The organism is Actinoplanes sp. NPDC051859 (assembly GCF_044452725.1).
Classification (GTDB): Bacteria; Actinomycetota; Actinomycetes; order Mycobacteriales; family Micromonosporaceae; genus Actinoplanes.
In genome coordinates, this window is sequence record NZ_JBITBX010000005.1 from 449,032 (window position 1) to 460,370 (window position 11,339).

The 11,339-nt window shown below is 69.1% G+C and carries 14 protein-coding genes; 8 read left to right on the top strand and 6 right to left on the bottom strand.

What is annotated here, in order from left to right; genetic code table 11:
- Complete coding sequence (locus ACIA1L_RS16095; protein WP_396073468.1) at window positions 1-1,041, bottom strand: beta-ketoacyl-ACP synthase 3; 1,041 nt, start codon at window positions 1,039-1,041, stop codon at window positions 1-3.
- Window positions 1,042-1,134: 93 nt separating this feature from the next.
- Between ACIA1L_RS16095 and ACIA1L_RS16100 the strand changes: the two genes are divergently transcribed.
- On the top strand, window positions 1,135-1,485 hold the full coding sequence (locus ACIA1L_RS16100; RefSeq protein ID WP_396073469.1) for a DUF6204 family protein: 351 nt from the start codon (window positions 1,135-1,137) through the stop codon (window positions 1,483-1,485).
- Here the strand turns inward: ACIA1L_RS16100 and ACIA1L_RS16105 are convergent.
- On the bottom strand, window positions 1,482-2,594 hold the full coding sequence (locus ACIA1L_RS16105; RefSeq protein WP_396073470.1) for a hypothetical protein: 1,113 nt from the start codon (window positions 2,592-2,594) through the stop codon (window positions 1,482-1,484). The genes ACIA1L_RS16100 and ACIA1L_RS16105 overlap by 4 nt on opposite strands.
- A 30-nt stretch (window positions 2,595-2,624) precedes the next feature.
- A complete protein-coding gene (locus tag ACIA1L_RS16110) occupies window positions 2,625-3,104 on the bottom strand; it encodes a GNAT family N-acetyltransferase (protein ID WP_396073471.1) in 480 nt (159 codons plus the stop codon).
- A gap of 65 nt (window positions 3,105-3,169) precedes the next feature.
- On the opposite strand from ACIA1L_RS16110, the gene ACIA1L_RS16115 reads away from it, so the two are divergent.
- Window positions 3,170-3,850, top strand: a complete 681-nt coding sequence (locus ACIA1L_RS16115) for a Clp protease N-terminal domain-containing protein (protein WP_396073472.1) — start codon at window positions 3,170-3,172, stop codon at window positions 3,848-3,850.
- Here the strand turns inward: ACIA1L_RS16115 and ACIA1L_RS16120 are convergent.
- On the bottom strand, window positions 3,835-4,302 hold the full coding sequence (locus tag ACIA1L_RS16120; protein WP_396073473.1) for a heme-degrading domain-containing protein: 468 nt from the start codon (window positions 4,300-4,302) through the stop codon (window positions 3,835-3,837). The genes ACIA1L_RS16115 and ACIA1L_RS16120 overlap by 16 nt on opposite strands.
- A gap of 128 nt (window positions 4,303-4,430) precedes the next feature.
- On the opposite strand from ACIA1L_RS16120, the gene ACIA1L_RS16125 reads away from it, so the two are divergent.
- Entirely contained in the window at window positions 4,431-5,231 is an 801-nt protein-coding gene (locus ACIA1L_RS16125) for an endonuclease/exonuclease/phosphatase family protein (protein ID WP_396073474.1), read from the top strand.
- On the opposite strand, the gene ACIA1L_RS16130 is transcribed toward ACIA1L_RS16125, so the two are convergent.
- Window positions 5,213-5,701: a GNAT family N-acetyltransferase gene (locus ACIA1L_RS16130; RefSeq protein ID WP_396073475.1), complete on the bottom strand. Its 489-nt coding sequence runs from the start codon at window positions 5,699-5,701 to the stop codon at window positions 5,213-5,215. The genes ACIA1L_RS16125 and ACIA1L_RS16130 overlap by 19 nt on opposite strands.
- A 53-nt stretch (window positions 5,702-5,754) precedes the next feature.
- Here ACIA1L_RS16130 and ACIA1L_RS16135 point away from each other — a divergent pair, with 53 nt between their 5' ends.
- A complete protein-coding gene (locus ACIA1L_RS16135) occupies window positions 5,755-6,189 on the top strand; it encodes a MarR family winged helix-turn-helix transcriptional regulator (protein WP_396073476.1) in 435 nt (144 codons plus the stop codon).
- Window positions 6,186-6,605 (top strand): organic hydroperoxide resistance protein, encoded by a 420-nt coding sequence (locus tag ACIA1L_RS16140; RefSeq protein WP_396073477.1) that lies wholly within the window; start codon window positions 6,186-6,188, stop codon window positions 6,603-6,605. The genes ACIA1L_RS16135 and ACIA1L_RS16140 overlap by 4 nt, the downstream gene beginning before the upstream one ends.
- Before the next feature lie 34 nt (window positions 6,606-6,639).
- Here the strand turns inward: ACIA1L_RS16140 and ACIA1L_RS16145 are convergent, their stop codons facing one another.
- The gene (locus tag ACIA1L_RS16145) at window positions 6,640-7,590 is read right to left on the bottom strand and encodes a tyrosine-type recombinase/integrase (RefSeq protein WP_396073478.1); all 951 of its coding nucleotides are present in this window, start codon (window positions 7,588-7,590) and stop codon (window positions 6,640-6,642) included.
- A 1,218-nt stretch (window positions 7,591-8,808) separates the two neighbouring features.
- Here ACIA1L_RS16145 and ACIA1L_RS16150 point away from each other — a divergent pair.
- The 3 genes from ACIA1L_RS16150 to ACIA1L_RS16160 all read left to right on the top strand — a co-directional run bounded on the left by ACIA1L_RS16150 (window position 8,809) and on the right by ACIA1L_RS16160 (window position 11,337).
- The gene (locus ACIA1L_RS16150; RefSeq protein ID WP_396073479.1) at window positions 8,809-9,540 is read left to right on the top strand and encodes a hypothetical protein; all 732 of its coding nucleotides are present in this window, start codon (window positions 8,809-8,811) and stop codon (window positions 9,538-9,540) included.
- A 265-nt stretch (window positions 9,541-9,805) separates the two neighbouring features.
- The gene (locus tag ACIA1L_RS16155) at window positions 9,806-10,609 is read left to right on the top strand and encodes a lysophospholipid acyltransferase family protein (RefSeq protein WP_396073480.1); all 804 of its coding nucleotides are present in this window, start codon (window positions 9,806-9,808) and stop codon (window positions 10,607-10,609) included.
- 167 nt (window positions 10,610-10,776) lie between these two features.
- On the top strand, window positions 10,777-11,337 hold the full coding sequence (locus ACIA1L_RS16160; RefSeq protein ID WP_396073481.1) for a DUF2716 domain-containing protein: 561 nt from the start codon (window positions 10,777-10,779) through the stop codon (window positions 11,335-11,337).
- Window positions 11,338-11,339: the final 2 nt, after the last annotated feature.

Sequence of the window (11,339 nt, forward strand, 5' to 3'; positions counted from 1 at the left end):
TCACTGCTCGGTCAGGATCGCTTCCACGCCGGGCCAGGTCAGCAGGGTGGACCCCCAGGTGAGACCGCCGCCGAAGGACGTCATCAGCAACCGGTGTCCCGCGGCGAGGCCGCCGTCGCGGACCGCGTCGGCCAGCGCCAGCGGAATCGACGCGGCACCGGTGTTGCCGACCCTGGCCACGTTGCCGAGCCGCCGGTCCTCCACCACGCCCACCTCCTCGGCGACCCGGTCCAGGATCCGCTGGTTGGCCTGGTGCGCGACGAACCGGTCCACGTCGGCGACGGCAACGCCGGCGGCCGCGAGCACCCGCTGCGACGACCGGGTCATCTGCTCCACGGCGCGCCGATACACCTCCTGCCCGGACACCGCCCAGTACAGGTCGTCGTACGGATCGCCTTCGGCCGGTCGGCAGCCCGCCGCGCTGCGGGCCCGCTGCCGGCTGCCGCCGGCCTCGATCCGGATCAGGTCGGCGGCGCCGCCGTCGCTGCCCAGGTCGAACGGGCCGACAGCGCCCGGCTCGTCCGCGGCTCCGGCGCGTAACACCACCGCGCCCGCCCCGTCACCGAACAGGATCGCCGGGCCACGGTCGGCCGGGGTACGGCGCAGAAAGTACGAGTTGGTCTCCGCGCCGACCAGCAGCACCCGCTGCGCGATGCCCGCCGTGATCAGCCCGGCGCAGGTCGCCAGGCCGTACACGAACCCACTGCATACGGCGGCCAGGTCGAACGCCGCCGCGGGTGCCACGCCACAGCGCCACGCCACCTCGGGGGCAGTGGCCGGGCTGAGCCGGTCCGGGGTGGTGGTGGCCACCACCACCGCGTCGACGGTGTCGGTACCCGCCGACTTCAGCGCGTTGCGGGCGGCCGTGCTGGCCAGGTCGGCGGTGGTCGTGCCGGGCTCGACGACGTGGCGCCGGGCGATGCCGGTCCGCCGCCGGATCCACTCGTCGGTGACGCCGAGCTCCGCTTCCAGCTCCGTGTTGGGCACCATACGGGCGGGCAGCACCGCCCCGAGGCCCTCGACTACGGCCGCTGTCTGCATGCTCTCTCCTTCGCACCGTGAGGCGTCGCGATACCAACGAGGGACCGCGAATTCGGTGGTGGGTGGGCGGCGTGCGCCACTACGGTCGGATCCATGCCAGCACGCACCATCCGAGTCACCGTACGCGGCGCGTTCCACGCCCTGACCCCGGAACAACGCGATGCACTCCTTGCCGACGCCGCCGCGCACGATGTGGCGTACGCGGCGTTCACCGCCGACGGGACGATGACCTACGACATCGCGGCCCGGCCGTTCTTCACGTTCCGGTATGCCGCGACGGTGGAGCAGGAGAGCGACATCCCGGCGGTGACGGCCCGCGCGGAAGCTGCCGCGCAGCAGTGGCTGGGCTCACGGGGCTACGACTTCAGGAACCTGACGAGCCAGACGGTGGATCTGTCACTGACGCCGCTGGGTAAACGCGGCCGGCGCGAGGCCGCCCGCTAGTTGACCTGCTGGGCGCGGACGTACGTGTCGGCCGCTCCCGCCTTCGCGTCGCCGAGCGGGTAGGCGCGCAGCCAGTACTTGCCCTTCGCGGGCGGCTTGAACTTCAGCGTGATGCGACCGTTCGCTGAGGACGTCACCGTCTGCGCGGTCTTCCACTTCGACTGCGCGGTCGTACGCCACTGCAGCAGCACCTTGCGCGGCGACGGGACGACGGTCGGGGTCATGGTGATGGTCTGCCCCAGCCGCGAGGTCCCTGACGGGGCCCAGCCGGTCAGCCCGGCAGCGACGACCGGCAACGCCTTCTCCAGGCTGGCGGCCGGATAGTCGGCGTCACCGTCGAACCGGATCCGGGCCTTGCCGTTGATCCGCTGACGGAGTTCGGTGCAGAAGTAGGAGTAGTACTCGTCGCTGGTCACGACACGGAGCTCGGTCCAGGTGCTCGACCCGACGGGCTGGAACTCGACGGTCGCCTTCGCGCCCGGGGCCGGGCCGGCCAGGCTGGCGCAGATCGGCAGCCGCCGGCCGCTGGCCCGGCTGTAGTGGTCGCTGCGGCCCGGCTCCAGCGTGAGGACGGCCTTGTTCGGCGCGCGGGGGCCGGGCGGGACGGGCGGGTCGTCGCAGGGTCGGGTCGAGGCGAAGTCCTGGACCGACACGGCCGAACCGGTGGCCGTGCTGATGGTGACCGGCACGTCGACCCAGTCCAGGTCCCGGGGCGCCTGCGCCGCGACGGACACCGTCAGCGTCACGATCCCCAGACCGGTTTCGAAGACCTCCACGTTCGTGCACCGCGCCCGCAGGGCGACCTGGTCGACCTCGCAGTCCTCGGTCAGGCCGTGTTTCATGCTCAGGATCTGGAAGCCCTGGGGGAGTCCGGTCAAGGGCAGGGAGAAGCCCAGCCGGCCGTGCTTGGCAGCCTTGGGCGGCTGCAGCGTGAAGCCGATGTGGCCGAACTCGCCGGGAACGACGTGGAGGTCGCTGTCGCGGGTGACGGTGACGTCGGCGGCAGAGTACGTCGGCGCCGCCGAAGCTCCGGTGGGCAGCCCTGTCGCGGCCACGACAGCGGCAGTGACCACGGCGAGTGCCGGCTTGAGATTCACGGCTCTGCTCATCGGCCGTGTTCCCCGTAACTCAAGAAAACCTCAACGCTCGCGGAGGTGCAGGTGCCCCTCCCCGGTGTACGGGGCCAGCGGCGGCAGCGTCCGCGCGTACCCGTAGCCGGCTTTGAGCGCGACCCGGCACGACCCGGTGTTGCCGACCTGATGCAGTAGCCGCAGCCGCGGCAGGTTCGGGAATTCGGTGAACGCCCAGCCGGTCAGTTCGCGCACCGCGGCGGGGGCAACGCCGTGTCCGCGGGCGGCGGCGGCCGTCCAGTAGCCGACCTCGGCCTCGCCGTGCGGATCCTTGAGGACGACGTGCCCGAGCAGCGAAGATTCGTCGGTTTCGACAGCGAAGGCGTAGCGGGTGCCGGCTTCCCACGCGTCGTGCTGGGCCTGCAGCCAGGCGGCGGCCTCGTCGGAGTCGGTGACCCGCAGCGACGTCCAGCGGCGCAGTTCCGCGTCGTCCGCGACGGCGAGGAGAGCATCGGTGTCACGCGCGTGCCAGCGCCGCAGGGTGATCATGACCAGAACTCTAGACGTCAACCAGTGGTTGACGACCGTCGGATCGTCAACCTAAAGTTGACGACATGACCCAGCTTTCGCCGCCCGTCCGGCTCGACGACCTCATCCACGCCATCACCGCCAACCGACCCGAAGAACCCCTCGAACGACTCTCCGACGCCGTGCTGCTCGCCGACCACCTCGGCGAACTCGCCGACCACCTCATCGGCCACTTCGTCGACCAGGCCCGCCGCTCCGGCGCCTCCTGGACCGACATCGGCCGCAGCATGGGCGTCAGCAAACAAGCCGCCCAGAAACGCTTCGTGCCCAAACCCGACCTCGACCCGTCCCAAGGCTTCAGCCGCTTCACCGAACACGCCCGCAGCACCGTCGTCGGCGCCATGACCGCCGCCCGCGCCACCGGCCACCCCGACATCCACCCCGCCCACCTGCTGCTCGGCCTGCTCGACGTTCCCGAAGCCTGGGCCCACACCTGCCTGGGCGACTTCGCCGCGGTCCGCGCCGCCGCCCACGCCGACCTACCCGAGGCGCCCGGCGGGGAACTGCCCACCCTCATCCCGTTCGACGCCCGCAGCCGCAAGGTCCTCGAACTGACCTTCCGCGAAGCCCTGCGCCTCGGCGACGACAACGTCGGCACCGGCCACCTGCTGCTCGCCCTGCTCGAAGAAGCCGACGGCGGCGGCATTCTCGGCGGCCTCGGCAGCACCAAAGCCGACGTCGAAGCCGCGCTTCAGTCCGCCAAGTAACTCTCGATTGCTTCCACCACCAAGGCGTGGTCGTCGGCCTGCGGCAACCCCGAAACCGTCACCACGCCCACCACCCCCACACCCTCCACGCGTACGGGAAAAGCCCCACCGTGCGCCGCGAAGTCCCGAGGATCCACGCCGAACTTCGCGTCCAACGCGTCGCCCTTCGCCGCCAACCGCCGACCCACCAGGTACGACGACGCCGCGAACCGCTCCACCACCCGCACCTTGCGGACAATCCAATGGTCGTTGTCCGCCGTACTGCCCGGCAGCGCCGCATGAAACAACTGCTGAGGCCCCCGCCGGATATCGATAGCCACCGGCAAATCCCGGCCGGTAGCTACATCCACCAACAGGCTGCCCAGATGCCACGCATCCGCATTGTCGAAACGCCCAAAGACCAGGCGTTCCTCCTGCTCCTCCAACCGGGCGATCAGATCCTCGTCGCTCATCCGCCCATTCTGGAACAGGATCAGCCCCGGCGGCGGCGCAACCAGATCCCGACCATCCCCAGCAGCACAAACACCGACGCCGCGCAACACACCGCCTTCACCACCACAAGCCTCCGTACTCTTGAGCCGTGCGCCTCGCCACCTTCAACCTGCTGCACGGCAGGTCCCTCACCGACGGCAAAGTACACGCCGACCGCGTCGCCGAATCAGTCGCCGACCTCGACGCCGACATCCTCGGCCTGCAAGAGGTCGACCGCGCCCAGCCCCGCAGCGGCCACCTCGACCTCACCGCCATCGCCGCCGACGCCCTCGGCGCCCCCGCCCACCGCTTCGCCGCCGCCGTCGTCGGCACACCGGGGGAGACCTGGCAGCCGTGGCGCTCCGAAGCCGACAACGTCCACCCCCTCTACGGCATCGCCCTGATCAGCCGCTACCCGGTCGCCCGCTGGCAGATCACCCAGCTGCCCGGCGCCCCCGTACGCTCACCCGTCTGGGCGCCCGGCCCCGACGGTGGCCTGCTGCTGCTCAAAGACGAACCCCGCGTCCTCATCGCCGCCGTCATCGACGCACCCACCGGACCGATGACCGTCGCCTGCACCCACCTATCCTTCGTGCCCGGCTGGAACATCCGCCAACTGCGCGCCGCCGTCCGTGCCCTGCGCGCCCTACCCGCCCCGCGCATCCTGCTCGGCGACCTCAACATGCCCGCCGGACCCGTCCGCGCCTTCACCGGCTGGCGCAGCCTCGGCCGCAAACCCACCTATCCCAGCCCGGACCCGCGCGCCCAACTCGACCACATCCTCGCCGACCCCCGCGGCGCCGCCCGGCTCGGCCCCGTCGTGCAGATCCGCACCCCGGCCGCCGCTATCTCCGACCACCGGCCGCTCGTCGTCCACCTTGATCCCGCCGCTCACACCGCCCGCTCATAAAGCGTCTCCAGGCCGTCTTCGGTGTCCCACTGCTCGCCCACCTGCACAAACCCAAACCCAGCGATCGTCGCCAACGACGCCACATTGGCCGGCCGGATGCTCGCCCGCACGACCTTGACCCGCGGGTCACCCTCCGCCCGCGCGATCAGCTCCGCGAGCATCGCCCGCGCAAAACCCTTCCTCCGGTACGCCGGATCGACCGAGTAACCGACCTCCACCCGCCCGTCCGCGTCCGGTGGCCCGTGGAAGCCCCCATGCCCCACCACCTGACCGTCGACCACGGCCAGCCGCGCCACCCACTCTGCCGCGCCCGGATCCCGCTCAATGTCCGCGACCCGGATCTCCCACAGCCACTTCTCTTCGGCGACCCACGGCGACAACGGCACGCCCGCCACCACGCTCGCCGCGGCCCGATCACCCGAGATCAACGCCCGCATTGCCGCCACCGGCAGCCTGACGAAAGTGATCACCCACACCCTCCATTAGGTTGTGCACAACTAAATCGCGTACTACCGTTCTGTGCATGCCACCGAGCACCGGCCTCGAACAGATGATCTGCTTCGAGCTCTACGCCGCCTCCCGCGCCATGACCAGCCTCTACCGGCCGGCGCTCGACACCCACGGCATCACCTACCCCCAATACGCCGCCCTGCGCGTCATCTGGCACCGCGAACGCCTCACCCTCCGCGACCTCGGCACCGCACTCCGCCTCGACAGCGGCACCCTCTCACCCCTGCTCAAACGCCTCGAAACCCAAGGACTCATCCACCGCGAACGCGGCACCCACGACGAACGCACCGTCTGGATCAGCCCCACCGCCGCCGGTAACACCCTCCGCGACCGACTCGCCGACCTGCCCCAACGCCTCGCCTGCACCCTCGACCTCACCGACGACGAACTCACCACCCTGCACCACCTCCTCAACCGCATCCGCACCACCAAGGAGACCCCCCAATGAACACCCTCTACACCGCCTCCGCCACCGCCACCGGAGACGGCCGCGGCGGCCACACCCGCAGCAGCGACGGCGTCCTCAACCACGACCTCGCCGTCCCCAAGGAACTCGGCGGCCCCGGCGGCGCCCTCACCAACCCCGAACAACTCTTCGCCGCCGGCTACGCCGCCTGCTTCCACGGCGCCCTCAAACTCGTCGCCAGCAAGCAAAACATCACCCTCACCGACACCGCCATCACCGTCGACGCCGGCATCGGCCCCAACGGCAACGGCGGCTTCGCCCTCACCATCGCCATCGAAGCCGAACTCCCCGGCCTCGACGAAACCACCGCCCGCCAACTCCTCGACACCGCCCACCAGGTCTGCCCCTACAGCAACGCCATCCGCGGCAACGTCGACGTCACCCTCACCCTCGCCTGAGGCGTCAGTACCGAAACGGGCGCTGGCTCGGCTCTCACAGCCGACCCAGCGCCCGATTCGTTCTATTTGCCCGCACCGCCGCCCGCTGCTGCGCCGCCGTCACCTCGATATACCCCTGCGACGTCGTCAACGACGCATGCCCCAACAACCGCATGATCTCCGACGCGTTCGCCCCGTCCTCCGCCAACCGCGTCGCAAACGTATGCCGCAACGCATGCAACTGCGCACCCCGCGGCACCCGATCCGACACCCCCGCCCGCCGAAAACACGACTGCACCAGATACTGCAACCCACCCCGCTTCAACGGCGCGCCCTGACGATCCACCAACAGCGCATCGTCCGGCCCTACCCGCCCGAACCGCACACGCCGACTCTCCACATAGCGCCCCACCACCGCATCCAACTCCGGCTCCACCGGCACCGCCCGCGGCCGACCACCCTTACCCGCCACCTCCACCCGCCGCTCACCCGGACGCCCCACAAACGACCCCGCCCGCAACGCCAACAGCTCCGACAACCGCAAACCCGCACACAAAGCCAGCGCCAGCACCGCCACATCGCGCTCCGGCCACGGATCCCGCTGCCGCTCATCCGCCTGATTCACCGCCGTCAACAACTGCTCCGGAGTGTCCTCACCGCGCAACGGCTTAGGGGACGGCACTGACATCCGCGGCTTACCCACAGCCAGCATCGGATTGCCCGCCACCACGCCATCCACCACCAGGAACCCGAAGAACGAGTTCCAACTCGACCAGGCGCGATACACCGAGGCGGGGGAGCGGCCCGCGGCGAAAGCCCCAAAAGCCGCGCGCAGCGTACGGGGGGAGAGGTCACGCAACGTGACGTCTTCACCGATCAGGCGTATGACGGCGTGCAGGTCGCGGCGGTAGGCGAGGAGGGTGTGCTCGGAGGGCTTCCGCACGGCGCGGGCGGCGAGGAACTCTTCGATGAGGCTTTCTGCTGAAATGTCTTGTTCGTCCTGCATAAGGAATATTATGCAGGAAAGTCCCGTCTGATGGGATAGCTGGCGGTCGGCTTTCTGCACGTGGGCGTAGCGGAATAGGCGCCCTTGAGGCGCGCCGCGGACGCCAGATGCCAGCCGACGGGGATGCTGTGTGGCCGAAGGCGGCGTCCCGGGCATCGCGTGTCGGCGGCCTGGGCACGTCTTGAGTCCGGGGCAACAGCCAGTGCCCGCCGCAGCCAAACCGCTGGCTTAGGTTGCGACACCGTCGCGGCGGAGATCTCCGAAGGACAGTGCTCAGGATTGACTCGAACCGCTCCTTTCCGCGTTCAAGTTGACATAATGTCAATTATCGACCAAGTGACTTGGTTGCTGGCAGGGCTTCCCCTGCGGTGCGATGACCCTGCCGAGCCGCCGGTCACGCGCTAGCCCCTGGTCCCTGCTGGTGTCGTGGTGGACGATCCGACGTTGGCTCGCGCGGGATGCGCATCGGGCCGAGACCTGGCCCATTTCCCACGGACATTTGCCGACCGCGCGGTCGTGCCTCCTTCGTCGCGCGACACGGCGACTTTGGCACCCTGAGTGCTCACGGCCCCGTGTTCGGTGCCGGTGCTTGATAGTGCCGCGCCACCTCAAGCAGGTGGATCAGGTAGCGGGAGCTGAAGTCAATCCGGGTCAACCGTCGGTGTTGCCATCGTGAGTCTTCCGCGCGCCACTCCCCTGCCGAGTCGATCTCGTGTAGGCCCAGTGTCTTGCGTTTGTGCCGGAAGGGAACGCCTACGAATATGACGTCGGGGTCTTCCTTTTCGATGTGAACTCCTACGGCCAGGCCTTGTTGCGTCAGGGCGGCCGCTAGGGCTCTTGTCCGGTCGAGGTCCACGGGGAAGCTGGGTCCCGTTGGCGGCCATTGGTGGTGTAGCTCGAGGTGGCGCCGAACGAATTGGCCGGTGCTGCCGCGGTCGCTGACTTCGGCTAGGTGGTCATTGCGGATGAGTGTGTATCCGTCGAGGGAGCCCGCGTCGTCGACGGCGTGAACGAGGAGCCATTTGTGTCCGCGCCCTATGAGGTATCCGTCTATTGGGTCCTTCGAGACGGAGCGCAGGATGCGTACGAGTCGGTGGTGGGTCACTTCTTGGTGCCCCTCCCTCGAGCACTTGTCTAGCGCGGCGGCGGGTCAGCTGCTCCCCTGCCGTTGGTGTCGGTGGGTGCTGGTAGAACTGACCCGTTGGAACACACGTACGGATGAGGGTGGCGATGGTGGCGCAGGCCGAGGTGCGGGGGTTGAGTTCCGAGCAGGTGCAGGTGATGCGGGATGCGCTGGCGGCTGGGCGGAAACCGAAGGTGGTGTTTACCGAGTCGGCGGGTCAGATTGCGGGCCAGTTGGGTCAGGTGGTGGCGCTGACGGATCCGGCGGAGTCGGACGAGTGGGTGGTGGTGCGGTTTGGCCGTGACGAGTTGCCGTTTGCGCCGGGGGATTTGTTGGTGGCGCCGAAGGGTGCGACGGGGCGCAAGGTTGTTCCCGCGCCGGTGGTGGCACGGCCGGAGCCGGAGTTTGTGATGGATAAGCCGGTGCCGGCTGCTCGGAGCAGGGTCTCCCCCGCTGTGGCTGCTCAGCCGGCTGCAGATTCTTCTGTTCCTGCGGTGCAGGGCTCTGCGGCGCCGGCTCCGCGGAAGGCTGCTGTCCGTTCGGCTAGGCCTAGGCCGGTGCCGGGTTTGACGGTCACGTTGGCGTATGCCGAGGGTGAGTGGACGGTGGCGGCGCAGCAGGGGTCGAAGTCGTTGGCGAAGCCTTATGTGGTGCGGCCTGCGGAGGCGATGCGGATGGTGGCGTTGGTGGATGTGCCTGGGGTGCAGGAAGCGGTGGAGCAGATCGTGGCGGCGGAGCGGGCGTCGGCGCAGCAGCAGGCGGAGCGGTTGCGGGCTGAGTTGGCGGAGGTGGAGGCGCGTTTGCGGGAGTTGACTGAGACGGGCTGACGGGTTGAGTTGGACGCAGCTGTCAGCACGATTCCCGCGCACATAGCCGGCGCGTTCGTCCCCCATTGCCTGATGGTCGCGAGTTCGTCGTGTTTCTGCGCGGTGCCGGGGTGTGCGGGAGGGTGCCCTGCGCCGGCGGAGGCGAGGTGTGGGCCGGTGCCTGGCGGTTGCAGCGGTGCTGGTCGGCAGGGTCGCGGCCCCCCGGTGTGGGCGCGGGTTGGAGGGTGGGCGAGCGAGTGGCGGGTCGTGCGATCATGTCGGACTGATGGATGCGTCGTGGCGGGTGCCGGTGGTGTGGCGAGGGCTTTTGCGGCTCTCGCGGGTGGTGGTGCCGTTGATTTGCCGGTTGCGGGTTTCTGGGCAGGTGCCGGCGGAGTTGCGGCGGGGTCCGCTGATTGTGGCGGCGAATCATGTGAGCCCGGTGGATCCGGTGATCATGACGGCGGCGTGCAGCATTGCCGGGCTGGCGCCGCGGTTTATGGCGACGGGTGGGTTGTTTGATGCGCCGATTGCCGGGTGGGTGATGCGGGCGTCCGGGCATGTGCGGGTGGATCGGCATACTGCGCAAGTCGCTGACGCGTTGCCGAATGCGGCGGATGCGTTGCGGGCCAGGTCGGTGGTGTTGGTGTACCCGGAAGGTCGGATCGGGTTGGATCCGTGGATGTGGCCGGAGCGCGGTAAGACGGGTGTGGCGCGGATGGCGGCGTTGTCGGGGGCGCCGGTGGTGCCGGTGGCGCAGTGGGGTTCGCATGCGGTGTTGCCGTATTCGGCGCCGAAGGATCTTGTGCGGGCGGTGTTGCGGGCTATGTGGCGGCGGCCGGTGGTGTTGGTGCGGTTCGGTGAGCCGGTTGATTTGTCGGGGTTGACGGGTTCGGCGGGGGCGCAGGCGATGCGGGCGACGGACCGGATCGTGCAGGCGATCGCGGACACGTTGGCGCCGTTACGGCCGGACGAGCCGGAGGTGCCGCATTTCGTGGATGCGACTCGTCCGGTGGATTTGGCGCGGGCCCGGCGTGGTCGCTCGGGGGCTTCTCCCCGGCTGGTTCAGCCTGACTCCCCCGGTCAATGACCGATTCGGGCTCCCTTTCAAGCACACCCGTCCGGAACTGTCTGTCTGTGGCGATCGGATCGAGGCGGCGCATCGGATCCGGGCGTATGGCTGCCAGTGAGCTTTGGCGCGTGGCCGAACGTGTGGGCCAGTCATGATCGGCACGTGGTGCTGATGAGGGAGGGACGGTGCCGGTGAGCCTGCTGCCGGTGGAAGAGCTGGAAGGGCCCGAGTACACACGGGTGTGGGACCGCTTCAGGCAGCATTTTTCTTTCCGGCCGAGTATGAGGCCCCGGGCCGCCATCGCAGAGCCGGTGGATTCGGTCACCTGGAGCCTGGATGCGCTCGATGACGACCCGGAATATCTGGCCCTGGATGCAATGGTGGAGGCCCTCAACGCCGGGCTGTGGGCGTGCACTCCGGCTGATGGCACGTTGCTGGTCCTGGACTGGCAACACGCCTGTTACCGGATCAGGCCGCACCTGATGACGGCTGAACTGGCGCCTAGGTGGCCGCGGAGCATGATGCCGGACGGTGATTACAACATTCATCTGGCTGAGGACTTCAGCTACGGCACTTTCGGGCATCCGTGGGAGTCAACCATCTGTGTGCTGGGTAGCGGGCTGCTGGAGCGGGTCGCCGACATCATGGACAGCGTCCTGCTCCAGCGGGTTCGTGAGGGCGGCCGGCCACTGGGCGAGATGCGAAACGTGGCGGTTCCCAGCGGGGAGCTCGACCGTCTGCGATGACA

Bases quoted from the DNA above. Each gene is read 5' to 3' on its own strand.
- ACIA1L_RS16095 (WP_396073468.1), bottom strand. From the start codon at position 1,041: ATGCAGACAGCGGCCGTAGTCGAGGGCCTCGGGGCGGTGCTGCCCGCC.
- ACIA1L_RS16100 (WP_396073469.1), top strand. From the start codon at position 1,135: ATGCCAGCACGCACCATCCGAGTCACCGTACGCGGCGCGTTCCACGCC.
- ACIA1L_RS16105 (WP_396073470.1), bottom strand. From the start codon at position 2,594: ATGAGCAGAGCCGTGAATCTCAAGCCGGCACTCGCCGTGGTCACTGCC.
- ACIA1L_RS16110 (WP_396073471.1), bottom strand. From the start codon at position 3,104: ATGATCACCCTGCGGCGCTGGCACGCGCGTGACACCGATGCTCTCCTC.
- ACIA1L_RS16115 (WP_396073472.1), top strand. From the start codon at position 3,170: ATGACCCAGCTTTCGCCGCCCGTCCGGCTCGACGACCTCATCCACGCC.
- ACIA1L_RS16120 (WP_396073473.1), bottom strand. From the start codon at position 4,302: ATGAGCGACGAGGATCTGATCGCCCGGTTGGAGGAGCAGGAGGAACGC.
- ACIA1L_RS16135 (WP_396073476.1), top strand. From the start codon at position 5,755: ATGCCACCGAGCACCGGCCTCGAACAGATGATCTGCTTCGAGCTCTAC.
- ACIA1L_RS16140 (WP_396073477.1), top strand. From the start codon at position 6,186: ATGAACACCCTCTACACCGCCTCCGCCACCGCCACCGGAGACGGCCGC.
- ACIA1L_RS16145 (WP_396073478.1), bottom strand. From the start codon at position 7,590: ATGCAGGACGAACAAGACATTTCAGCAGAAAGCCTCATCGAAGAGTTC.
- ACIA1L_RS16150 (WP_396073479.1), top strand. From the start codon at position 8,809: ATGAGGGTGGCGATGGTGGCGCAGGCCGAGGTGCGGGGGTTGAGTTCC.
- ACIA1L_RS16155 (WP_396073480.1), top strand. From the start codon at position 9,806: ATGGATGCGTCGTGGCGGGTGCCGGTGGTGTGGCGAGGGCTTTTGCGG.